The 25920-nt window shown below is 36.3% G+C and carries 20 protein-coding genes; 4 read left to right on the top strand and 16 right to left on the bottom strand.

Annotated features, from left to right (window positions below; genetic code table 11):
- Nucleotides 1-175: 175 nt before the first annotated feature.
- From EKM81_RS00705 to EKM81_RS00715, 3 genes are read left to right on the top strand one after another with little or no spacing between them, the layout of a single operon-like run.
- The gene (locus tag EKM81_RS00705) at nt 176-1141 is read left to right on the top strand and encodes an ABC transporter substrate-binding protein (RefSeq protein WP_125646897.1); all 966 of its coding nucleotides are present in this window, start codon (nt 176-178) and stop codon (nt 1139-1141) included.
- Between the two features lie 8 nt (nt 1142-1149).
- Nucleotides 1150-2592: a sensor histidine kinase gene (locus EKM81_RS00710; protein ID WP_125646900.1), complete on the top strand. Its 1443-nt coding sequence runs from the start codon at nt 1150-1152 to the stop codon at nt 2590-2592.
- Nucleotides 2585-4153 (top strand): response regulator, encoded by a 1569-nt coding sequence (locus EKM81_RS00715; protein WP_125646903.1) that lies wholly within the window; start codon nt 2585-2587, stop codon nt 4151-4153. Before EKM81_RS00710 ends, EKM81_RS00715 begins: the two co-directional genes overlap by 8 nt.
- A gap of 206 nt (nt 4154-4359) precedes the next feature.
- On the opposite strand, the gene EKM81_RS11530 is transcribed toward EKM81_RS00715, so the two are convergent.
- The 10 genes from EKM81_RS11530 to arfA form a co-directional block, all read right to left on the bottom strand.
- On the bottom strand, nt 4360-4449 hold the full coding sequence (locus tag EKM81_RS11530) for a putative holin-like toxin (RefSeq protein WP_125646906.1): 90 nt from the start codon (nt 4447-4449) through the stop codon (nt 4360-4362).
- A 308-nt stretch (nt 4450-4757) separates the two neighbouring features.
- The gene (locus tag EKM81_RS00725; protein ID WP_125646909.1) at nt 4758-5972 is read right to left on the bottom strand and encodes an arabinan endo-1,5-alpha-L-arabinosidase; all 1215 of its coding nucleotides are present in this window, start codon (nt 5970-5972) and stop codon (nt 4758-4760) included.
- Nucleotides 5973-6056: 84 nt separating this feature from the next.
- Nucleotides 6057-6311, bottom strand: coding sequence for a DUF6171 family protein (locus tag EKM81_RS11535; protein ID WP_225420129.1), 255 nt, complete (start codon nt 6309-6311; stop codon nt 6057-6059).
- Nucleotides 6292-7743: an alpha-N-arabinofuranosidase gene (locus EKM81_RS00730; RefSeq protein WP_125646912.1), complete on the bottom strand. Its 1452-nt coding sequence runs from the start codon at nt 7741-7743 to the stop codon at nt 6292-6294. The genes EKM81_RS11535 and EKM81_RS00730 overlap by 20 nt, the downstream gene beginning before the upstream one ends.
- Before the next feature lie 18 nt (nt 7744-7761).
- Nucleotides 7762-8721: a glycoside hydrolase family 43 protein gene (locus EKM81_RS00735; RefSeq protein WP_125646916.1), complete on the bottom strand. Its 960-nt coding sequence runs from the start codon at nt 8719-8721 to the stop codon at nt 7762-7764.
- 45 nt (nt 8722-8766) lie between these two features.
- The gene (locus EKM81_RS00740; protein ID WP_125646919.1) at nt 8767-9384 is read right to left on the bottom strand and encodes a YesL family protein; all 618 of its coding nucleotides are present in this window, start codon (nt 9382-9384) and stop codon (nt 8767-8769) included.
- Nucleotides 9385-9413: 29 nt separating this feature from the next.
- On the bottom strand, nt 9414-10280 hold the full coding sequence (locus EKM81_RS00745) for a carbohydrate ABC transporter permease (protein ID WP_225420130.1): 867 nt from the start codon (nt 10278-10280) through the stop codon (nt 9414-9416).
- A 13-nt stretch (nt 10281-10293) separates the two neighbouring features.
- Nucleotides 10294-11226, bottom strand: a complete 933-nt coding sequence (locus EKM81_RS00750) for a carbohydrate ABC transporter permease (RefSeq protein ID WP_125646922.1) — start codon at nt 11224-11226, stop codon at nt 10294-10296.
- Between the two features lie 60 nt (nt 11227-11286).
- On the bottom strand, nt 11287-12630 hold the full coding sequence (locus tag EKM81_RS00755; RefSeq protein ID WP_125646925.1) for an ABC transporter substrate-binding protein: 1344 nt from the start codon (nt 12628-12630) through the stop codon (nt 11287-11289).
- A gap of 14 nt (nt 12631-12644) precedes the next feature.
- Nucleotides 12645-14144: an arabinosylfuranosidase ArfA gene (gene arfA, locus EKM81_RS00760; RefSeq protein WP_125646928.1), complete on the bottom strand. Its 1500-nt coding sequence runs from the start codon at nt 14142-14144 to the stop codon at nt 12645-12647.
- Between the two features lie 204 nt (nt 14145-14348).
- On the opposite strand from arfA, the gene EKM81_RS00765 reads away from it, so the two are divergent.
- Nucleotides 14349-15254, top strand: a complete 906-nt coding sequence (locus EKM81_RS00765; RefSeq protein WP_125646931.1) for an ArsR/SmtB family transcription factor — start codon at nt 14349-14351, stop codon at nt 15252-15254.
- 64 nt (nt 15255-15318) lie between these two features.
- Here EKM81_RS00765 and EKM81_RS00770 read toward each other — a convergent pair whose 3' ends face one another.
- From EKM81_RS00770 to EKM81_RS00795, 6 genes are all read right to left on the bottom strand, one after another.
- Nucleotides 15319-16167, bottom strand: coding sequence for an aldo/keto reductase (locus tag EKM81_RS00770; protein ID WP_125646934.1), 849 nt, complete (start codon nt 16165-16167; stop codon nt 15319-15321).
- Between the two features lie 110 nt (nt 16168-16277).
- Nucleotides 16278-17633 (bottom strand): protein O-GlcNAcase, encoded by a 1356-nt coding sequence (locus EKM81_RS00775; protein WP_164509139.1) that lies wholly within the window; start codon nt 17631-17633, stop codon nt 16278-16280.
- 354 nt (nt 17634-17987) lie between these two features.
- Nucleotides 17988-20273 carry a glycoside hydrolase family 3 protein gene (locus tag EKM81_RS00780; protein WP_125646940.1) on the bottom strand — a complete coding sequence of 762 codons (2286 nt, stop codon included), beginning with the start codon at nt 20271-20273 and terminating at the stop codon, nt 17988-17990.
- A 23-nt stretch (nt 20274-20296) separates the two neighbouring features.
- Nucleotides 20297-23356, bottom strand: coding sequence for an alpha-mannosidase (locus EKM81_RS00785; protein ID WP_125646943.1), 3060 nt, complete (start codon nt 23354-23356; stop codon nt 20297-20299).
- Between the two features lie 82 nt (nt 23357-23438).
- Nucleotides 23439-24881, bottom strand: a complete 1443-nt coding sequence (locus EKM81_RS00790; protein ID WP_225420131.1) for an ABC transporter substrate-binding protein — start codon at nt 24879-24881, stop codon at nt 23439-23441.
- Nucleotides 24882-24981: 100 nt separating this feature from the next.
- Nucleotides 24982-25899 (bottom strand): carbohydrate ABC transporter permease, encoded by a 918-nt coding sequence (locus EKM81_RS00795; RefSeq protein ID WP_225420132.1) that lies wholly within the window; start codon nt 25897-25899, stop codon nt 24982-24984.
- Between the last annotated feature and the right edge of the window lie 21 nt (nt 25900-25920).

Consider the following 25920-nt stretch of genomic DNA (forward strand, 5'->3'; position numbering starts at 1 on the left):
TCATTAATTATCTTTTTAACAACTAGTATTTTCTTTTGAATTTTATTTTATATCTTGATTTTTTTTAGAAATTCTTGATTTTTTATTCTAAAATTCCCTTACATCAATAAATAAAGCGCTTTTTCTGTTAAAATGAAATTAAATAGAACTTGGGTTACTCGGGAGGATATACATTGTGCGAAAAATATTACTACCATTATTGCTCACTATATTTCTTTTGGCCGGTTGTAGTAAAGTTCCTGATACAGAAGTTGCACATAACCCAGTAATTGGATTTTCGCAATCTGGTACGGAAAGTAGCTGGCGAAAAGCGCACACTAAATCGATTAAATCCGAACTAAAAAAAGGCGACTATGAAGTACTTTATCGGAATGCCTTTATGAATCAGGAACAGCAGCTTCAAGATGTCCGAACGTTTATTTCATATAAAGTTGACTTAATTATTATTGCGCCATTACAAGAATCAGGATGGGATTCAGTATTACGTGCGGCTAAGCGAGCGCATATTCCAGTAATCATCGTTGATCGTCATATTGACACTGCAGATCAAACCTTATTTTTAACGCACATCGGACCAAGTTTTAAAGCAGAAGGAAATCGAGCTGGACTCTACGCTACCAACTATTTTGCTGACAAAAGAATTGATTCAATTAATATTTTAGAATTAGTTGGACTTTCTGGAACTTCACCAAGTAAATTGAGACACGATGGTTTTCTCGAAACAATCTCTTGTGATCATAGAATGAAGATCAGCTCAACGTTAGTTGGAAACTACACCAGAAATAAGGCTTATGACGTTGTTAACGACTACCTGCATTCTCCTAAGAGTAAGCCATTTAATCTGCTGTACAGTCACAGTGACGAGATGACCTTAGGAGCGCTTACTGCCCTAAAAGAAAACCACATTAAACCAGGACATGACGTTGTTATTATCACAATTGATGGACAAGAAAACATCATTAAAAAGTTGTCCCAAGGTGAAGTGAACTGTGTTGTTGAATGCAATCCAGATGTGGGTTGGTATGTCGTCAATGCCATTAATCGGCACTTCTCCGGACACCAATTGGCCCATGAGATCTATATCTCTGAAACGACTTTCTCTGAATCAAATATTAATAAAATTCCAACTAGAAATTATTAGAGGTACTCATGCGTGCAAATAAAAAGTTAAGTATTAAACAAATATTTTCTCAAGTTAATCGACTAATGCTTGTTTTCGCGATTCTACCTTTGCTACTTAGCGCCATTATGTATTCAAGGCAAATATTAGCCTACCAGCACACATTAACTAATATTCAAAATGCTAACAATATTGCAGCCAAGGTGGATGATGACGTTTTAGAAGAAATGTGGGATGTTGTCACTGGGCAAATCACAGTCAGCAACTATGAGAGAAAAAGTATTGTTCAAGAATTGCAAAGTGAAATCAAGACGCTCCAAAAAAATATTACTACCAGCGAAGAAAGAAGTATCTTAGACGTATCATCACGAATCGTTGATACCTTAAATGACCAACAAAACGAAATCATCACTAACTTAGCGCATGATAACTCTTACGATGCGAATACAGAAATAATGACTCAGGTTAAATCTGCAACCACGCTTTTATCAACGATACTGCAAGAGTTTGTTAGAATCGAAATTAACATGGCGAATAATAAAAACCAGGAATTAATTCACTCGTTTATTTTCTTGACCCTGCTTGAAGTTGTGATTGTGATCATCGCTATCTACATCTCTCAAAAAAACCACCGTTTTCTAGTTAAAAATGTAGAACACCCCTTGCATAACTTAGCCGAAATTTCCACTGAATTATCAAGGGGCAACTTTAATTATCGATTAGCAATTCCACAAACTCCTGAATTAGCATCCTTAACAATCAGCCTGAATAATATGGCTGACAATTTAGTCCGATTACTCGAAGAGAACGCTCAAAAGCAATATTATTTGGCACAAAGTGAGGCTAGAGTGTTACAGGCGCAAATTACACCCCACTTTGTTTACAATAGTGTAGATGCAATCATTGCGCTCATTGAACAACAGCAATATGAAGAAGCTAAAGAATTGACCTTTGCCTTATCAGACTTCTTTAGAATTTCATTAAGTAAGGGGCGAGATTGGATCTCCATTGATACCGAGATACGCCATACAACTGATTACTTAAAGATTTTAAAAATACGTTACGGTGAAATGCTTAACTATCAGGTTAATATTCCACCAGAAATAAAATCCTATCATATATTAAAAATGATCTTACAACCAATTGTTGAAAACGCTATTTATCACGGCACCAAATTTACACGACGAGTTGGTTTAGTTACACTCTCCGCCAAAGTAGTCGGCACTAATATTATTTTTACAATCACCGATAATGGTATCGGCGTAAAGCCCGATCGACTTAAAGAAATTAAGACGGAATTAGACCGCGGTATTGAATCAGATACGAATATCGGCTACGGACTTTTTAACGTTAATAAACGATTATTACTTTACTATGGCAAAGATGCAGCAATTAATTTCAAAAGTAATTATGGTCAGGGAACTACTGTGACAATAACTGTTCCCAAGAAAGGAGCTACTGATATTGTATAAAACTTTTATTGTTGAAGATGAGCACTTAATTCGTGATAGTTTAAGAACTCAAATAATGAAATTAAGCCAACAATATAACATTTCGTATGCTGGTGAGGCCAGCGACGGCGAAATGGCATTGGCCTCAATAATTGAACTCCAGCCAGATATTATTATCTCTGATATTAAAATGCCATTTATGGATGGTATTTCATTTGCTAAAGAGGCGCGAAAAATTCTTCCTTGGTGTCGAATTATTTTTGTCAGCGGTTTTGATGATTTCGAATATGCTAAAGGAGCCATTCAAGTACAGGCCGATAATTACCTGCTCAAGCCAATCAAAAATGAAGAATTAACTAGAACAATTATTGAAGCAATTAAAAACTTAGATTTGGCAAAACAAAATAAGCTGTCCAAATCAGAAAGTTCCCTTTTTTCTGATGTACAAAAGAATAATTTTCTTGATGAGTTGTTTAAAAATGAATTGACTGTCTCCGAAATCCTAGATAACGCCAACAAATTATTTCAGTGTCAACTAGCAGGAAAAAATTATACTGTTCTATTAGCTAATAATCATTACAATGATTCTCTTGCCGATTACACTCAATTTAATAAATATCTTGATTACTTATTTCTTGCCAATCCAAACGTCATTTTTTCCAGTATGTCTTCTCATTATATTAAATTTCTTGTTTTCACAAATAATCGAATTAGTACTCTAGAAACAAGCTACCAAATTGCCAACACCTTAATTCATGAGTTGGATCAAAATAAGGCTGATAATATTGCTGTCGGTATTGGACCGGTTGTTGATCGACTCAGCGATATTGCTTTTTCGTTTGAAAATGCCCAAAATTTATTGGCTACTTATGGTGATGTTCGAACCGAAAAAATTATTAGTTTTGAAGATGATATGAAGGAAGGAGAGCTTTCGCCTACACATCCCTTCAAGATGGATCTCGCTAAAGAGATTGCAGAAATATCTACCAATGATCACGAACACTTGATCAGGAAGCTAATGCAAACACAAGGAAGTCATGATCGTACCAGAATGTTTCGTTTCTTCATATTGACTGAACTGCGCGGGTTAATCCAGCGTCGGGGTGATCTTGATGAATCTTATTCAACCGAAATATCCAACTTAGACGATTTACTCACAATTGCTAACCACAATGAAAAATATCAAGCAGTTCTAGTGTCGGCTATTAACTATTTAAGTAAAACAAAAATTCAGCCGTCAATGTCCAAATATCAAAGTGTTATCAATCAAGCAATCAACTTCATTAACGCTAACTATACCGATCCGGATATCTCACTTAATTCGGTGGCCGATACCGTATCACTTAGTCCTGCACATTTTAGTACAATATTCTCCCAATCCTTAAATCAAACGTTCATTGAATATCTGACTGCCCAACGAATAAAATATGCTAAAATACTACTTACAAATTCGAATAAGCGATTAGCAGAAATTGCACTCGATATTGGTTACAATGATCCTAATTATTTCAGTTTTCTGTTTAAGAAAAAACAAGGCTTATCCCCAACAGAGTATCGCCAAAAATTTTCAGATCAAGCTTAATATTGATCATTAGCAGATAATCTTTCATTCTAAAATGTTAAAGCAACGAATTATTTGGTCAAATGATTGAATCGTGCTACAATTAAAGTATTAAAAGAAGCGTTCGGGCGGATAACCGAACGCTCCACATGAAGCCGTTAAAACGGTGACTGTTATTTTTTTGGAAAAACCGCTAACTGGTCAAAGTTATCAGCGGTTTTTTTTTGCTATTTTTTTCGATTGTCGCTGGCCGTTAGCAAGGCAATAACGAACATGCCAAAGCACAACATTAAATCCAGCGCATCTTTAACAGACACTTGCTGCTCCTTTTATCGAAGTCTGTTTACTTTAGGATTTTTCCACGAGCATCAGTCCCTTCTAAATTAGAACAGCCACCGCTTAACTTCTTCATATAACATCAGGCTGCAGAGTGTGACAAAAGGCGGTCAGCCGGTGAGCATTAACGTAAAATAGCGACCAATTCGTCAGAATTGATCGCTATTTTCGCGTTAAGCGGAGCCGGTTGCCTTTTGAGAACACGTTTCAGCAGTTCAAGTTCGTTTTATTTTTTAGAAAAGAGACTTGTGTCACGCTCTCTTTTTGATTCCTTTATTTAACCCCTAACCTACAGTTTTATCCAAACAGCACTGCCTTGCTGATCCTGACCAAGTAAGTAATTCCGCCAAGAAGCTTTTTCCCAGTCATAACTGCGAACAACTAAGTAATCAACCAAGTCATCCAGCACCGCCTGGTCGAGAATGATTTGATGACTAGGGATTAATTCCGAGGTTGCTGGCCAACGAATAATTTCGCCAAGCTTTTGTGCCGCTAAATCTAATTCTAGATGAATTTTTTGTTCATGGGGATGGTAGAAATTTGGGGATACAACTGGCCAACCATTTTTTAACCAGTAAATTCTGCGGATAAAACCGTAGGACCCAGCTTGAAAAGCATGACTGCGGACATGATGAACCATAAATTGTTGTTGGCCCTCAGTGAAAATAGAATTATGGCCTGGTGCTACCCAAGGATCATGTTCGGCAAATTGGTAGCTGCCTAAAACTTTGGTGCCAACTTGACCATAATCAGTTCCCTGTGGATATATAACATTGTTATCTTTGAAATCTAAATAAGGTCCCGTAATTTCTCGAGAACGAGCAACGCGGACATTATAAGACCAAGTCAGTGAATCATATGACATGAACAGATAATAATAATCCTGTTCAGGCTGATATTGAATGAAGCAGCCTTCAATGGCCCCATCTTGGATGCGTGCAGGTCGTTGGGCAATTTGTAGGCCTTGGTCATTAGCTTCTTTGGTAAAACCAGTCTGAGAATCAATGGCCACGATATAAATACCTCCGAAAAATGACCCATACACTAGCCAATAGTCGCCATTGCGATCAATCACCAGATTAGCATCAATGGCATTTTGCCCCTGTTGGTGACCGTCGGTTTTAACCACAATTCCTTGATCAGTCCAAGGACCGCTAGCATGATCAGCCGTCGCCAAGCCAATACAGGAAGTCCGGCTACCAAAAGTCGAAGCAGAATAATACATAAAAAATTTAGCGCCAACTTGCTTAACTTCTGGGGCCCAGAGTCCGCTCGCATGGCTCCAAGATTCTGCCAGAGTTGGTATTCCAGGAAGTGCTGTGTGCAAATATTGCCAATGCTGTAAATCCGAAGATTCACGAATTTGGGCACCTGCTGTCACCTGACCATGGATTTTAGTATCGGTGGAAAACATATAATACTTATCCTGATCTTTAACAATTGTGGGATCATGAACCCCGACTAACCCCCACTGGTCTTGCACCCAATTGGTTTGTTCCATCATTGTTTTAAACTCTCCTTTTAATTTAGTGTTAACTAAATACCCTCAGAAAGAAGAATCAATTTCTGAGGGTATCTTAGTTACTGCTTACCACTTATCCAGCGGACATTTTTTATTATTTAAACTAGCACGAAAGCGACAATAACAACCACACTGTTGACAAAGACCATTTTGAAAGAATGGACACTCGCGACAAATTGCCAACCGCGAATCACGTACTCGTTCAGTGACCAAATGGCCAATTTCCAAGGCTAGTTGGTCATCAATTAGTGCATCCGTATTTTGACGATCCAACCCTTCCAAAAGGTCACAACGGACACAATTATTCTGCCGTGCTGACATGTAAGGTCACAACACTCATTGCAGGAATAGTCGCAGTTATCGATTGTTCAGAAAGTTGGAGCTGCTGTAATGCTTCCGGGGCAACCGCATCCGGTTGCTCAAAGTCATTATGCTGATCCATCACTTGGCCACTTAGCACTTCGCCAGTAACTGCAGAAATTGCCTCATCAAAATCAACTTGGACATCGTCGGCCGCATCTAAACCATAGTTACATAAGGAAACCAGATACTCGCCATCTTTTTTAGAAACCGAAACACTGGTTGTATCAGCTAACTGTTGATCAGTCGCCATGGTCATGGCGTCCTGATGGTCCTTGAACATCTTGAAAACATAGTAAGTTGGTGTCTTAACCATTTTGGCACCATCGGTTAGAATCATAGCTTGCAAAACATTAACCATTTGAGCGATGTTAGCCATTTGCACCCGATCAGCGTGATCTTGAAAAATATGCAGGGTAATTGCGGCAATCATGGCATCGCGAATTGTATTTTGTTGATACAAGAAACCTGGATTAGTACCTGGTTCAACTGCAAGCCAAGAACCCCATTCGTCAACAATCAAGCCAACCCGTTTTTCAGGGTCATACTTATCCATAATTGCGCTATGCTTTGTAACTAGTTCTTCCATCTTTTGCGCGCTCTTAATTAGCGAGAACCATTCTTTTTCTGGGAAACCTAATGCGGGGCGCTTATCTTCCCATTCAGATGCTAAAGCATAATGATGCAAACTGATGCCATCCATTAGTGGCGCCGCATTCTTCATTAGGACTTCCATCCAATTATAATCATCAATATTCGGGCCAGAAGCAATCTTGTAAATTGGTTCAGCACCATTATAATTGCGGACAAAAGTTTGGTAACGACGATATAAATCAGAATAATACTCGGGCCGCATGTTGCCACCACAACCCCAGCTTTCATTACCAACGCCAAAGAATTTCACGTGCCATGGATCAGGATGACCATTTTTGGCACGAAGGTCGGCCATTGGTGAAATGCCATTAAAGGTCATGTATTCAACCCACTCGGACATTTCTTGAACAGTACCACTGCCAACATTGCCGTTAATATAAGCGTCAGTATTTAATTGACGAACTAACTCAAAAAACTCATGAGTACCGAAATGGTTGTTTTCAACAACACCGCCCCAGTTAGTGTTAACGATTTTCTTACGATTTTGACGTGGGCCAATACCATCACGCCAATGATATTCGTCAGCAAAGCAGCCTCCAGGCCAACGTAAAACTGGCACATCGATTTCATTTAAGGCTTGGACCACATCAGAACGGATTCCATTAACATTGGAAATGTCTGAGTCTTCGCCAACCCAAAGGCCCTCATAAATACAACGGCCTAAATGTTCCGAAAATTGACCATAAAGATATTTGCTGATCTTGCTAAGTTGTTGATTATGAACAGTAATTTTTGACATGGAAGTAATTAATCCTTTCTAATTGTCGCCGGGTTCACCAAAGACGGGAAAACCTTGGGTATCCCAAGTAAAAGTCTGGGCATAAGCGTGGCGGTCAGGATTAGCAAGTGAGTCACCATTAATCCCTTGATTATCATAAGGCCGTGCGTGATAAACTAAAATATCGGTTTTACCGTCAGGTGTAGTGGTAAAGCTATTATGGCCTGGACCATACAAATGATGTTTAAGCGAACTCTTGAAGACTGGGTGATCAATTTTATGCCAAGAATAGGCATCCAATAAATTACTATCAATATCCGCCCAAAGTAAGCCCATGGCATAATTTTCATCAGTCGCGCTACCTGAATAAGTAATAAAAACTCGGTGATTACGAATTAAGACAGCAGCGCCTTCATTAACTTTAAACCCGATTTTTTCCCACGAGTGTTCAGGAATGGATAGTAGCGTTGGTGCCGTTGCCAAAGTCCAAGGATTAGCCATTCTCGCCAAATATAAGTTAGAATTACCAGGAATTGCAGGTGCCTGTTGGGCCCATAAATAATAAAGTTCATCTTTAAGCTCAAAAACAGTCGCGTCCAGACTAAAACTATCCTGTGGTGTTTTAATCTGCCCCTTGACCTGCCAATTCGTCGTCAGCGGCGATTCGTCACCACATTCAATGACAAACATCCGATGATGATGTTGGGCATTACGCACTGAATCATCATCTGCAGCCGCAAAATAAATGTACCACTTGCCGTTGAGATAGTGAATTTCTGGTGCCCAAATTAGCCGACTCATTAAACCTGTTGCCGGTGCTTGCCAAACAGTCATGCGCTCGCCATCTTCTAGTCCTGACAGTGTTCGTGCACGTCGTACTTCAATCTCCTGATATTCCGGCACTGAACCAGTAAAATAATAATAACCATCTGTATGATAATATATCCAAGGATCCGCACGTTGTAGGACGATTGGCTGTTTTTGATTCACTTCTTGCATAATTAACTCCCTATTAATAATTTAAAGACTTAAAGCCTAATTCGATTAACTTTTTTCACCTAATCGTCTTCTGATATTTTCATTGAGAAAATATTCTTGAAATAAAATAATCCCACTGAAATAACAAACAGCAAATATAAAGGAAAATCTAATTGCCAATAAAGTAATTACAAAAGTAAAAATAAAAAATATTACTGATGCAATTGGAAACGCAATTGGCATTACCATAATTTTCTTAAATGTAGTTTTACTAAAAGAAATATCATCATTCATCAGTAGATATGTGTTAGTCAAGAACACATAAAACAGCAATATAACAAAAAGTGTTAATGTAAAAACTTTTATTTTTACTGGCATCACTGAAATGACGTTAAAATCAAACAACATAATTAAATAAATCAATGCATAAATGATTGTGAATTTATTTGTAGTGAAAAAGTTCGCTCGATAAACAGTAAAATACTCGCCAAATATTTCTCTTAAGGTTAATTCACTATCTCCCCTTAAAACACCTTGATTAATAAGTACGAAAACCGATCGAGTACTGGGAAAGGCACCAAAAATTCCTAGCCCCATCAAAAAACCAATTATCCATAAAATGTTAAGTAAAAAGGTAATTTCAATGAAATGCAGAACTACCATTATTTTTTGTGCCCAGCCCATTAGTATTCACACTCCAAGAATTATAGTTATTATCCTTTAGTACCAGATAATGCGATTGATTCAATAATTTGTTTCTGGAAAATCAAGAAGATAATCAAAACTGGTAGCAATGCAACGAATGACATCGCCATAATTAGTGGATAATCTGTTTGTGTTGCATAAGTTGCTGAAAGATTTGCAATAACAACTTGCAATGTTTGTTTTTCTGGCGAATTTAAGTAGATCAATGGTGCTAAATAGTCATTCCACGCACCCATAAACCATAAAATAAATTGCGCTGCAACTGCTGGCCGAATCAGCGGAAAAATAATACTAGTAAAAATCTTTGTATAGCCAGCTCCGTCAATTTTTGCTGACTCAATAACTGAGTCAGGAACACTTTGTAAATATTGCTTAAGGAAGAAAATCATGGTGATATTTCCGAATAATCCTGGCACAATTAATGGCTTCAGTGTATCGACCCAACCAATTTTTGAAAAAATCATAAATTGAGGAATCATAACAGCTGGATATGGCACCATTAAAGCAATTAAAAGAATCAGGAAAATTGTATTTTTAAAAGGTAAACGTAATTTGGCAAAGGAGAATGCAGCCACACTTGAAGTGATTGACCCAATAATTGTTACTGTAAAGGAAACAATTATTGTATTTTTAAACCCAGCATACATTTCACTGAGCGAGAATAGTCGCTTATATGCATCCCAACGAATCGGATTAGGAATCCATTGTGGTGGTAACTGGAAGACGCCCATTTTATCCTTCAATGACGTTGAAATCATCCAAATTAGTGGTCCAACCATGATAATGCCACCAAGGATCAGAATAATGTAGATCAGGATGTTGGCGCCTGTACTTTGACGTTTAACTTTTTGTTGTGTATTTTTTGATTTTGCCACTGTACAGTTCCTCCTAGCTTAATTTGTAGTCTGATTTCCGATTAACATAAAACTGCAATGCAGTAATAATAAAAATCAGAATACCAAGGATCATTGACATTGCGGAAGCATAACCCATCTGGAAGTTCTTGAATGCTTTCTGCCAAATATACCAAACAATTGTTGCTGAACTATATTCGGGACCACCAGTTGGCGTCATGATATTAATTTCTGTAAAGATCTGTGACCCACCAATAACATTTGTAATGATTAAGAAGAAAGTTACTGGACGGCACATTGGCCATGTGATGTTCTTAAACTTCTGGAAAGCGTTAGCTCCATCTAAATCAGCAGCTTCATAAAATGATTTAGGCACACTTTGAATAGCTGCTAAGTAGAGCAACATTGAATAACCTAATCCCTTCCATACACTCATTGCAATAATTGCTGGTTTAACTGTGTGGACATTCTGTAACCAGTTAGGCCCCTTGATGCCGACCAAAGCTAGTACTTGGTTAACTAAACCATAATCACCGTTATAGGCCCACTGCCACATAATTGCGATGGCCGCTAGAGAAGAAATAACTGGGATATAATAAATAACTCGGAAAAAGGTTGTACCTTTTAATCCACGGCTTAATGCTGAAGCTAGGAGAAAAGATAGAATTAAACCAATTGGGATACCAAGCATCAAGTAGAAGGTATTACCCAGTGTTTGCCAAAAATAATTATCCTTGATCATTAATTGGAAATTACGCCAACCAGTAAATGTCATCTCCCCTAATCCATTCCAATTAGTGAAAGATGCAAAAATGGAATAAATTAAGGGCAATAATGTAAATACTGTAAAACCAATAACAGGTAAAACAATCATTAATAACGCGGCGCGATGCTCATCACGATATAGTTTAGAATCATGATGAAAAAATGTTTTTTTCTTTTTGTCTACAACAGTCTCTTCAGTCATATTCAGACCTCCTGAACAGGAAAAGGATGGGCAATTTTCCCATCCCTTTCTAAATTTGAACTATTTTTGTGCAGTAGCTTTTAATTGTTGATTAGCAGCATCTAACTTTGTCTGCATCTTAGGTTGTTCTTTCTTAACATATTCCTTTGCAGTAACTTTTCCATCAAGAACTGGTTGAATATCTGTCATAAAGACGTCATACCATTCTGAGTTATAAGTTGTTGCTGCAGGCATTGCACGACCGTAATCGTTAACAATTTGTAAGAACTCTTCACGATTAGCTGGTTTCAATGATTTATCATCAGCCCATATTTGTGCCATATCCTTTAAGTTAGGAATTTGAACACCGGCATCAACTAAGGTCTTTTGTGCTTTCTTATTAGTTGAGAGATATTCAGCTAATTCAACAGCATCTTGGCTATACTTAGTCTTGTTAGAAACACCAATACCTAATGAACCAACATATGTTGCTGACTTACCAGTTTTACCAGCAGGCCATGGCATTAAATCATAGTCAAATTTCAGTTTATTATACGTACTCAAGTCCCAAGGCCCAACCGGGAAGAAGGCCAATTCCCCCTTCATCCAACGTTGATAAGTATCGAGGGATTGAGCTTCCTTGGCAGAAGGAGTGATATGATATTTATTTTGGAAGTCTGCAAAATATTGTAATGCTTCAGCAAATTGTGGGGTATTAATAGTAACTTTGGTTTTATTCTTGTTGGTCCAATCGCCACCGTTGCTCCAAACGAATGCTTGCAAGCTCCAGTTAACGTTAAATCCAGTAGCATATTGATCAATTTTACCGTCACCGTTAGTATCCTTAGTCAACTTCTTAGCGACTTCAATAAATTGATCCCAAGTATAAGGTTTATCCTTATCTGGTAAAGGAATATTATTCTTTTCGAACATTGTCTTGTTGTAACCTAGTGACATTGGCCCAACATCTTTTGGTAGACCATATAATGGACCTTTACCAACAATTTTGCCATTTGTACGATAACTGTTAACACCATATGACCAGATGTTATCTAGATCAACATTTGATTTTTTAACTTCTTTACTGATGTCTTTTAAAACACCATTGTTAACATATGCCAATAAATTATTTTGCTCAATATAGAAAACATCCGGTACTTTATTACCAGAGATTGCTGCCTGTAATTTAGTGGCATAATTATCCGCACTCGTCACAATAATCTTTACTTTGACATCCTTATGAGTCTTCTCAAACTGCTTGATAGCTTGACCATATGCTTTCTTCTCATCTTCACCACCACGATACATAAAAGTGATAGTATGTTTCTTAGAATCAGCAGATGAACTCTTACTTCCACATGCAGCCATTCCTAAAACCATCATCGCTGATAAAGCGACTAACCCAAGCTTTTTCCAAATTTTCATTGTATTGACACTCCCTATGCCTTATTTAATGCAATTCTGATTACATTCCAAGATAGTGGTTTCAACTGTGCAGTCGCATTTGTAGCCGTGACTTCAGCAGTTGAATTGTTCACGAGCTTCATTTGCCCTTGCTCGTTGGTTTCTTTCACATCATATCCGGCGAATTCAGTTGCCATTAGCACGTGGTCAAAATTAAGATTGCCGGCGCTGACATTTAATTCTAAACTTTCATTAGCAGAACGATTAACTGCGAAAACAGTTACCGTTTGTTGATCATCGCTTAAAACAGCGATACTTTCTAGATAGGGTACTTGTTCAAACTGTTTAGTTTCATAAGTAGGTGATTCTTGAAGTGGTAATAACGCGGTGCCTCGACCATACTGAGAGGCTTGCATGAACGGGAAGAATATTGATTGTTGCCAAGCTTTTCCATCTTCGGAAGTCATAATTGGCGCAATAACATTCACTAGTTGCGCCAAGCATGCAATCTTCACACGATCCGAATGTTTTAATAGCGTGATCAACAAGGTGCCAACAAGCAAAGCATCTTCAAAATTATAAATATCTTCCAATAAGTGCGGGGCAACCTGCCATGGCTTATTGTCAGCGGTTTGTTGATCAGAATGATACCAAACATTCCATTCATCAAAGGAAAGATTGATTGTTTTATGGCTATGACGTTTAGCCTTAGCCGCATCACAAATTGCTAAAACCCCAGTGATGAAATCATCCATATCTAAACTTTGAGCTAAGTAATTAGGCGTATCATCATCGCGATTACCATAGTAACGATGCAATGACAGATAATCGACTTGATCATAAGTGTGATCAAGGACTGTTTGTTCCCACTGACCAAAAGTTGGCATATCTAGTGCTGAACTACCACAAGCAATCAATTCGATATCTGGATCAACTAATTTCATTGCTTTGGCAGTCTCTTCGGCCAAACGTCCATATTCATCAGCTGTCTTATGACCAATTTGCCAAGGACCATCCATTTCATTGCCGAGGCACCAAGTTTTAACATTAAATGGTTCTTCGGCGCCATTTTGACGGCGTAAATCGCTATAATACGTACCTTTTGGAAAATTACAATATTCTAAGAGATGTCGAGCAGCATCTAAACCGCGTGTTCCTAAGTTAACGGCCATTGAGACGTCTGAATTGACTTTATGTGACCATTTCATGAACTCATGTAAACCAAATTCATTTGTTTCAACTGTCCGCCACGCCAAATCTAAGCGTTTGGGACGAGCGGCCACCGGACCAACACCATCTTCCCAGTTATAACCAGAAACAAAATTGCCGCCAGGATAACGAATAATTGGTACATTTAGCTCTTTTACTAAATCTATGACATCTTGTCGATAACCATCTTGATCAGCAAATTCTGAATCGGGCTGATAAATTCCGGTATAGACGGCTCGTCCCATATGCTCAATAAAAGAACCAAATATGCGTGGATCAATCTTAGCAACGCTCGCATGCGTATCTAAGATCAAGCTTCCTTTCATATTTACCCCTCCTTAAGTTAACTACATTGTCATTTATATCATCTATTGTAATCGCTGTCAATAACACATAAGTAATTCTTTCTGATATTATCATTTGTAACATTAACTAAAACATTAATCTTTTTCGTTTTCAAATTTGTTGACTAATCTTTGAAAAACATTTATATTAATTAAGTAAAATATAATTAATAGAAGGGTAACGCTATGCAATTAGATATATCAAACGACTCTTTACCGGTCTATGAGGCTTTGGCTAGTGATGTTCGTCTCAATATTATCCGCCTGTTATCTAAAAATAAGATGAATATCAAAGATTTAGCAAAGGCACTTAATATTAGTAGTGCAATTGTCACTAAGCACATTAATAAGTTAGAAACCGCTGGGTTAATTAAAACCGAGCGAATTCCAGGCAAATCAGGATTACAACGCATTTCCATTCTCAAGGTGGACCAAATCAACATTGAGTTTCCTCAGAAAATCTATCATTCATTTGAAAACTATGAATCTAGTATTCCTGTTGGCCACTTTGTCGACTATAAAGTGTCCCCTACTTGTGGCTTGGCGACAACTAGTCATTTCATTGGTGAAGTGGACGAACCGAAGTACTTTATGGATTCTGAAAGAATGGATGCAGGAATTCTTTGGTTTACTAAAGGATTCGTTGATTATAAAACACCTAATTTACTGAAACCCAAGGAAAAGTTGGAGCAAATCGAAATTAGTTTTGAGATTTCTTCAGAATTTCCTTTTACCAATAATGAATGGCCTTCAGATATTAGTTTTTCTCTTAATGGCATTGATTTAGGTACTTGGACAAGTCCTGGTGACTTTGGTGATGCACGTGGTAAATACACACCAACCTGGTGGCCAACCAATATTAATCAATACGGATTACTAAAAACTCTGAGAATCACCAAGGACAACGGTACTTATATTGATGGTGATCCCTTATCAAGTATCAACATTTCCGATTTCAAAAACATTGAAGATATCTGGGATTTTAAAATTGAAGTTAAAGCAGACGCGGAACATGTTGGTGGTGTGACACTATTTGGTAGTGGCTTTGGTAATCATGATCAAAATATTGTTTTTAAAGTTTATTACAGCTAAATTTAGCCAAAAAAACACTTCGGAAAAATTTCCGAAGTGTTTTTTTAATCATCTTTATTAAGACCTAACCCTGAGTAGGATTATGGTTACTGCCATCGGTGGTATCTTGTAAATCGTTCAAAACAGCCATATCGGCAACTGAGATTGTAAAGTCTAATTCCTTGTTGCTGACAATGTGTGCTGGTGTCACTGCTTTTGGTAATGGTAACACGCCATTCTCAACGCAGAAGCGAATAGCTAATTGTGCTGGAGTAACGTCGTACTTCTTAGCAATAGCTAGAACTTTCTCGTTAGAGAGCATTCGCCCAGTAGCCAATGGTGAATAAGCTTCAATCAAAATGCCATGTTCTTGCGAATAACTAGTAATTTTTGGTTCTGTGAAGCCAACATAATATTGGATTTGGTTAACCATTGGCTTAACCTTAGCATGTGGTAAGAGATTCTCTAAATCGCGGACCGCAAAGTTAGAGACGCCAATTGCCCGCACGCGGCCACTAGCATAAATCTTCTCCATTGCTTGCCAAACATTAATATTACCCTCATCGCAATTCTTGCCAATTTGGTTCCATGGCCATGGTGCGTGGATAATATAAAGATCAAGGTAATCAATATCTAAATCCGCCATTGTTTCGTCGAAAGCCTTTAAAGCACCATCATAAGTTTTAATTTCAGCCGGCAACTTCGAAGTCACAAAGATTTCTTTCCGATCAATCCCGGAATCACGAATTGCTTGACCAACACTTTGTTCATTGCCGTAAGCTTTCGCAGTATCAATATGACGATAACCATTCTTCAAAGCCGTTGCAACAGAGTTATAAGTAGCATCCCCATTAGGAATCTGCCAAGTCCCAAAGGCAACTTTAGGAATTTCAACACCATTACTCAACTTATATGTTTCTGTTAATACAGTCATGTGCATCCTCCATTCATTAAGAACGTTCACCTTGAGTTTAGCACTTACTAAAGGATAGTGCTAGTAATAAGATGGCTTGCATATAATACTTTTTTATCTTTTTTATCTTGTTACTGAATCGAATACTTTTGAATATACTTTGCTACCAAGTCTGTCCCCATTCTATGGTGATCACTAGCTAATCTATTTTTAAGATAGGTCACTTGATTTTTATTTCCAACTACAATCGCATTCCATAATTCTAAATCCTTAGCTGGTCTCATTAACCAAGGTAGCATTTCTTTTAGCAACGGTGAAGATTCAACTCCTGTTTGTAATTTGATAGATACCTCCATCAAATTTTTCAAAACATTGGTTATTTCATCGACAGAGTTACGATTAATCATATTTATCTGATCATATTGGTAATCGTTCTGCATAAAACGATTTTTATTAAAACTTGCAAATAACAAGAATGAACTATATAGCGGTTTCGGAATTAGATCTTCAAGATTACTCAAAAATGACTCCTGCGGTCGATAACGGCTTGGATTCCATAGATAATCACTCATCGTCCCTATCGTGATTTTTGAAGATTCCCATTCTGGCATTGGGTTGGAGACAATTCCTGCAACATTGTATAGATCATTATTAATATGTGGCGTCCTATTTCTATAAGGTGAAAGAAACAAGCGCTCAGCATCATTCTGAAAATCATTTACTGGTACATTATCCCAAATTATCATTTTTCTTTGATAAACTTGAGCCATCACTCGTAAATCATAGGTTGATATTTGCGATGCTAAAGTAGATGGTCCAGTCCAGAACATCATGACTTCAGGTGCCAATTTTTCAGTTAGTTCTGATAAATATACCGTACCCTCGGCGTTGTCATACTCTGTTGGGCAAATCACTAATTTATAACTCGATAATTTTTCCTTTAAATAGCTGTTTACTTGGTTAGCCAGATTAGCGTGTGCATTAGCCGCGGTTGAGAACTTCACAAGTGCTCTTCCCTTTAAATGATAGTCAATATCATCAAATAGTAACCCAAAGTGAGTAAAACCAAGATCAATCATTTGTTGTAGTTTCTCACACAAAATACTGACATCATCATCATCTGATAAACAAATATCATTTCCAGGACTAATCATATAGTAAAAATCAATTTGCTCTTGTAAGCATCTTTCTTGTAACTCAGAAAACTCATCTTGTAAATTGACTGGATATAATTTTCTCCACTCTTTTCGCTGATACACATCATCTTTAGGAGCATACATGTAGGTGTTCATTCGATGACATCCCAAGTAATCAATAACATTTAAACGATTTTTGTGACTCCAAGGTTGCCCATAAAAGCCTTCAATTACTCCACGAATTTGAATCGGACTATCTTGAATTACTGTAGCAACTGGACAAATAATATCCTCTGATTTTGAAATAATTAACTTCTCTAATAATTCGTTAGCGTAACGTAATCCCCTCAAATTACCTGACTTTACTAATATGTCATGATTTTTTCTAATTGAAAGAGTAAAACCATCCCCCTCAATACTTGAATCAAAGTCATGATAAAAAACAAGATCACTGGATTCCTTACTATCCGAACTTACCCAATTTATTAATTTATTACGATGAGCCGATTTAGAGAATGATAGTACATTAAAGGTCTCAAAACGGAAAAAATGTCCAACAAATTTTACGGTGATTTTTTGTAATTCTTAAAGATAAGCAATTTTTGTGTATTGTATGATTCAGAATAGTGGTCTAAAATTTCTTCAAATTCATTCATCAAATTAAACCTCATTTATCATCAATTAACATTTTAAAATTTAACCGTCTTATTCTAAATTCAATCCTACACTTTGGTTTTCAATCGTTAGTGTTATAGATTTTGGCTGAACAGTTAGATAATCTGAGTTAGTATAATGTAAATCTGTAACTGAAATTTGTATATTCACTCTTTTTTTCATTCCTGATTTAATCTTTACTTTTTTAAAGGCCACCAAAGAAGACGTCCTCGGTAAAACTCCAACTGTCTTAAATTTCGCAAAAACTAGGACTGTTTCTTCAATCTCATATTTCCCAGAATTATCAAGAGTTACTTCTAAGAAGATTTTGTTTTTCTGTTGACTGTAGTTTCCAACCAAATTTGAGTAGGTAATTTTCCCATAATGTAAACCATATCCAAATTTATATTGAGGGCTACCAGACAAATCAAAATAATCATCATTTTTCATTACATCACGTTGATTATAATATACAGGTAATTGTGCACTATTCCGTGGATAACTAATGCTGAGTCTTCCGCTAGGATTAATCTCACCAGTGATAATTTCGGCAAGTGCCTGCCCACCTTGTTGCCCTGGATACCAACCAATAAGAAGAGCATCTGATAGGCGTTCTATTTCTGTCAGCTCATAAGGACGTCCCTGAATCATAACAGTAATCATAGGTTTATTAAGCTTTTTTATCTCTCTCAGTAAAGGAAGCTGGTTACCTCCAACTTTTAGAGAAGCCAAATCAATATTTTCACCAGAATCCATATTCTTATCTGGAGCTTGTGCAGCGCCATTAGCTAAAAATTTGGTTGTAAAATTACGTGTACTTGATCCACCGAGGCAGGACACAATTACATTAGGGTTAAATTTTTTAGCGCTGCTGATAACCGATTCTAAAGATTCATCCGAACTAGCTGTACGGATTTCTGATCCTTTAAAGAATTTACTATTAGGAAACTTCCTTTGAAGTTCAGTGAATATTGTCTTTTTCAGTCTTATCTCAGTTTGTGGTGATGTATAATCGCCCAGTTGGTTATACAAGTTATTTGCATTAGGCCCGATAACAAAAACTCTCTTCTCTATATTAGTGAGCGGAAGTATTCCATTATTTTTTACCATCGTTATACTCTTACGTGCTAGCTCAAGGTTACATACATCACTTTTATCATTAATTACTATCTGTTCATCGTCATCATAATCACGATCAAATAACCCTAATAAAAATTTAATGCTTAGTACGCGTTTTACCGATGTATTCAAATAATCAATTGCTTCAGGAATCTGCTCTATTGCTGCCTCTAGTTCTGTATAAGTATCATCCCATAAACTCAAATCAACCCCAGCGGATAATGCAGCAACAGCAGCAGACAATTTTGAGGGATAAAGTTCAGATAACTTATCCAATGCTACCCCATCAGCCATTACAATGCCTTGAAAACCAATTTTTTTACGTAGTAGCTCAGCTAAAAGATACCTATTAGCATGACAAGGCACACCATCAATGTCATTATAGGCAGCCATCACACCCACTGCGTCCCTAGAACTGTTCATTAGATCATAATAAATATCCATAAATTCACGGTTTCCAATAGTGACTGTTCCTGAATTATGCCCACCAAGTGTTTCACCTTGACCAATTAAATGCTTTATTACGACACCAACTGAGTTATTATCTTCTAGCTCGTTAACAGTCAAATTTCGAAAATCATTTGTTCCTTGAATCAGATTTCCCTGAAATCCTGAAATAATTGCCTCTGTATATCTTGCACTAAGAAATGGATCCTCACCAAAACATTCTTCAAATCTTCCCCATCTTGGATCCTTAGCCAAATCAAGGGTAGATACCAATGCCAAATTAACACCCTTATTTTTCATTTCAAATGCTTGCTGATGGGCCATTTCAGAAATCAATTCAATATCAAATGCATTACCTTTACCTATATTGGTGGGGTAACTCACTGAGTCTAACCCTTGCAAACCATGTGGACACTCTTCCACGATTAGTGCTGGTATACCTAATCTCGAATTTTTTATGACAAAGCGTTGTATTTGATTAATAACTTGCTTACTTTTCCCAGCAGGGATGCCATTTTTATAATCAACTTGGCTCCATGGATCAGCGCGTAATACACCATATAAAGCACCAATACCACCACCCCATTTGACATGTTTCTTAAAATAATCAGTTAACTCAAAGTGATTATCTTTTCTTTGATAACATTTCCAACCATATAAATGTTGATTTAATTGTCCTACTTTTTCTTTAACTGTCAGACGCTCGCACAGGTCATTTGTTCGCTCCCGAATAGTTAATTTTTTATCTTGATACGGAAATTGTACACTCATTTAGTAACTCTCCTATCCTCCTGTTAGTTTAGGACTATCCTAATCGTTTTAATTTCATATGGTGAGAAAAGCAATTCGACCTTATTATCTAACGAATCTAATTCATCCAAATCATTTTCCATCAGATCACAATTAATAACCTTTTTAAATGGCAAGTTACTTGTTAGCTTTACCATTGTGGTTTTATTCTCAAACTCGTACATTCTAACAATCAACGAGTTGTCATCCTCAGCTCGCTTAACCGTATCAATTAAAACATTATTTGAATCTATTCTTAATTTATTATCGATTGACTCTTTTAATTCTGCTTGATTCCAAACTAGGCAAGGATTATTCAAATCTAATGACCTATTCATAATTTGACTGTTTTGCCAGTCAGAGTCGTGTAGTACCGTTGCATAAATAAAATCATGCACACCTTGATCTGCATTCTTATCAGGCTCAGTAGCACTCTTAATCAATGAAAGGCCAATTTGTTTATATTTAGCATTGTACCCATACTTCGAGTCTGTTAATAAACTAATGCCGTAATTATTCTCGGATAGATCCATCCATTTTTGACCGCTCACTTCGAACTGCGCTTGTTGCCAAGATGTATTTTCTGTTACAGAACGTTTAATATTTCCAAATTGAATATCATAGGTAGCTTCAGTCGAATTTATATTAGCTGGGAATAAAACTCGTAATAAGCAATGATGTTCATGCCAATAAACGTGCGTTTCATAAGTGATTTGTCTAGTGCCATGATAAAAATGCACAAGCTGAGTTATTATAGAATCATTGAATGCACGTTTAATTTTAATTGTGTCACGAATGCTGCCTTGTTCAATAATTTCTGCACTTAATACTTTATTTACTAACCAAAATTTATCTTCATAATTGCGGTCAATATTCCAAGCATCATAAGCCGCCGGTAAATCTTCATAGACTACAAATTGATTAAATTTCTTTCCCCGAGGAATCACTTCTCGTGCAGCAACTTTATCAAATAGAGAAATGATATTATAGCTTTCATCAAAAAGTATGCGAAAATCGGGATTTTCATATTTTTTTCCAAATTTTTTTGAATTAACTGATGCTTTAATCTGATTTACTTTTCGAATATTATAATTTGAAAATGATAACGAATTGGTTGAAACCTTTATTAATTTTTTGTGATTATAACTATTTTGAGTTTCTAGCCTATTATCATTCTCGTCAAACACATCATATCCATCCTCAAGAGAAACGCTAATAATCGAATCTCGTTCAAAACCTAACTGATTAAAAACTACTAAACTATCTTTTCGATATTTAAGAACATCTAATTCAAAATTACTAATTAATTGATCTAATGAATTAAATGTATGTCGGTTATCTTTCTTTAATTGGTCATAAACTGGTCCAAATGAACTTCCAGGAAGAATATCATGAAATTGATTCAGCAAAGTTCTTTCCCAAATTTCTTGTAATTCTTTCTGGGGATAATTATCCATATCATACAGAGAATATATCTTTTCAATACTTTGCAGTCTATTCTCTATTTTTCTATTATCCTTTTTTGCAAATCCTATTGACGTATATGTTCCTCGATGATTTTCAAAATACAGTTCACCCATCCAAACTGGAAAATCTTTTTGTTTACTATCACTTCTTAACTTTTCGAAAAATTCTGTTGCAAAAGCAGGTATTACTTTGGGCATGCCCAAATAACCTTTTTCTAACCGCTTTATCGTCTCAAGCATTTGGAATGTCGGTCCACCACCGCCGTCGCCATAACCATATGCAATCAGGATTTCATTACTCAACTTTTTCTCTTTGTAGCTTTCCCAAGACTTTTTCACAACATTAGGATTAAGCAGGCCATTATATGTCGTAAACCACGGTGTTGGATTGTATCCTTCACTAACTGTGTTTATTAGATGCGTTAATACCTGAGAACCGTCAATACCTTGCCAAAGAAAAGAATCATACGGAATACCATTTGTATCATTCCAAGAAAGCTTTGTGGACATAAAGTAAGGAATATTAGATTTCTTCAGAATTTGTGGAAGTGCAGCACTATACCCAAAAACATCGGGAAGCCATAATATCTTACTTTCAACATTAAATTCTTTTTTAAAAAATTTTTTACCATAAAGTAGTTGACGAACTAAGGACTCTCCAGAAGTAAGATTGCAATCAGCCTCAATCCACATAGCACCCTCTGGTTCCCATCTTTTGTTGGCAACCGCATCTTTTATTTTCCGATAAAGTTTAGGATTTCTCTCCTTTATAAATTGATATAATTGTGGTGATGTATGCAAAAAAGAAAAATTGGGATAATTTTTCATTAGATTTAAAACAGACGAAAAACTACGCTCTCCTTTTTCAATAGTTTGGCTTAATGTCCACAACCACGCCATATCTATATGAGTATGTCCAATGGCATAAACCGATGGCACGTTAGGATCATTAGTAACTAAATTATTTAATATCTTATTAGCGCTCACTAATCCTTGATAGTATTCACTCGAATATATATTTAAGAAGTCGACCTTATTCATTGCTTCTAAAGAATACTTTTCATAAATATTCGAAGTATCTGAGTCATCTAACTGAGTTTTCCAGCATTCAAGTGTATTTTTAAAGTCAAAATAAGCGTTAAATGTCGGTCGATCAATTTCTATAATTGAAATATTAATTGGGAACTTTCTTTCTTCATTACCTGAATATAATTCTAATCTAAAGTCAAATAATCCATCTTTCGAAATCCATGCAGACTCAATCGGACAATAACGATGATTGATATCAAATGATTGAACTAAATCATCATTGATGAACAATTTTAGTTGTGGATTCTTAGTATTATCATCATCATAATATCTTGACGTTACTTCAAGAATATGATTTTCAGGGTGGTCAATTTGTTCTTCCAACTCAAAGGTTCCCTTGATGTTAAAATGCCCATCTTTTCGACCTATATATTTTTCATTTTCAAATGGGATTTCTTTCCCATCAGCATTTATAAATTCTTTTTTTGCAATAATTCGGTTTTTAACGATTCTCTTTGCAAGCTCTTCAGTAAAACGACGAACCCTTCCAAAAGATAAACTTTCTGACATATCTATCCTCACATTTCTCTAACAAGAAAAAATATGAACTAGCTACTTATTAGAAGCAATTAGTCCACACATTTTCAACTAGCTATTTATTTGATTTCTTCCATTTATTATATTGGCTTTGTAATTCATTAATAACTTTTTCACTGCCTGCAGCTTTCATTTTCTTGTCACGATTAGCAAGTGCAGTTTCTGGATCAACAGATCCTGTATTCAAGGTTTTCTTAAACTCTGAATCCACGTTTTGCATGGCAGCAATTTGAGATGTAACTTTGCTTGTATCAAAGCTAAATCCTAGAGCAGGCGATGCCTTTGCATCTTCATTGTATTTCTTTAAAATTTTCCATTCATCCGCTGAGGCCCCATCTTGATGATAAAGGTTGAAGTAATTACCAAACATATAGAATGGCACTGTGTAACGTTCATGTGCGCTCATCCACTTAATTGTGTCCTTGCCAGTCTTCTTGTAATGAACGCCTTCAATACCATACGCTAACATATTCATCAATTTTGGATCCGTGTTAACTGCTTTTAATAATTTAAATGCTTCTTTTGGATGATCAGTATTGGCACCAATAACAGTTGTACCACCTGTTGCAGAAGAATTAGTTACAACGGAATCCGTCATTGGACTAACAACAACATCAGTCTTCCAAGTATCCTTAATTGTGGCCGTATCTAACGGACTCATTTGTGTCGATGAAACTAGCCATTTTCGACCAACTACATCATTGGCTGTAACCAATGAAGCATCCTTATTTACATATCCTTTTTTTACAAAGTCACGCATCGTTTTGACTTTGGACTGGAATTTTTTCGTATCATACCGGTCAATAACTTTATTTTTATTGCCTTCCAAATCAAAACCATCAGTAACTGCTAACTGATCAAATTCCGTTGGATTACTATATGATTCATTAACAAACCAAGGAGTAATGCCTTCTTTTTCCTTTACTTCTTTCAACCATGGTTCCAATTGTGCATATGTTTGAATCTTTTTGTAAGGAATATTGTACTTATCAACTAACGCTTTATTCCAAACAAAGAATTCAGTCGCAGAAATTTCTTTTTGTGCCGGTACACCGTAGAGCTTACCATCAATTGTTGCACCCTTCCAAAAGTTCTTATTAATAGCACCCTTAAGTTTGGATGAATCATCAACATATTTAGTTATGTCTAAAAATGAACCTTTACGTGCATTGTTTAAATAATTATAACTTTGCAACCATGAACAAGAAAAGGCTAAATCATATTTCTGGCCAGAATTAGCTAAGGTACCCATTTTTTGATCGTATTCCCCCCAGTCAATCTGATTCAAAGTGACAGTAACATTGTATTTTGGTTCAATATACTTATTAACTGCCTTATTAACCTTCTTTAAATCCTTTTGAGGGGTCCCATCAATATACCAAGTTAAATGAACCGGTTTTGAACTATCATTATTTGCACTACCCTTACCACATGCTGTTAACGCTAGTGCTGCCATACCAATTGCAACAATACCCAAAGCTTTTTTAACTAATTTCATCACTAAAGCCTCCATCGATAATTTTAAACTTTTGGAAAATCTTCTCCTCATTTATCCACCTAAAAGCATCTCACTCCCTTAATTCATCAACTAGTCATTCCTATTCTTTAACCGCACCAACAGTAAGACCACCGATAAAATATTTTTGGAAAAATGGATAGGCAATTAATACAGGCAATGTTGAAACAACTACAACAGCCATTCGAATTGTTTCGGTTGGTAGATTTCCTGTCTGGGCAACACCAACACTGGTATTCGTCGATAAAAATTCGACATTATTCTGCATTTTAATTAGCAAGTATTGTAGAGGAACAATCTTATTATCATCAATATAAAGTAAGGCACTCAACCAATCATTCCAATAACCCAATGTTAAAAACAACGCAATAGTAGCTAACCCGGGCAATGATAGCGGTAAAATAATTTTGAAATAAATTTGCCATTCCGAAGCACCATCAATATATGCAGACTCGATCAAAGCATCAGGTACAGACATTTGATAAAAGGTTCTTAAAACCATAATAGAGAAAGTACTCATACACAATGGTAAAATCAAAGACCAGATTGAATTACGTAACTGTAAGATATTAATGACAACAATATAGCTACCAATCATCCCACCACTAAACAACATCGGCATAACGGAAAATTTATTTAAAAAGCCACGATAAGCATAGGTCTTTCTAGATAACGTATAAGCATAAGTTGACATTAAAAAGACGCCAATAATCGTACCAATTACGGTAATAACCAAAGAGTATCCAAATGATTTAAAAATTTGCCCGTCAGCAAAAACAGTCTGATAAGCTTCTAAGCTCCACTGTTTTGGAAAAAAACTATAACCGTATTTTTTAATGGACATCGAACTAGAAAAAGAAATAATAGCTACAAGAATAAACGGTACAACACTTAGAAATGAGAGTATTCCCAATAAAATTGTTAAAATTCGATTTGATTTAGGTGTTACACGACCAAAACGATTAAGTGATTCTCCTAATGTTTTTTTCTCATCTTTCAAAAGTAGATCCTCCTCATAAAC

This window comes from Lapidilactobacillus gannanensis (assembly GCF_003946675.1).
In the GTDB taxonomy this organism is placed as follows: Bacteria; Bacillota; Bacilli; order Lactobacillales; family Lactobacillaceae; genus Lapidilactobacillus; species Lapidilactobacillus gannanensis.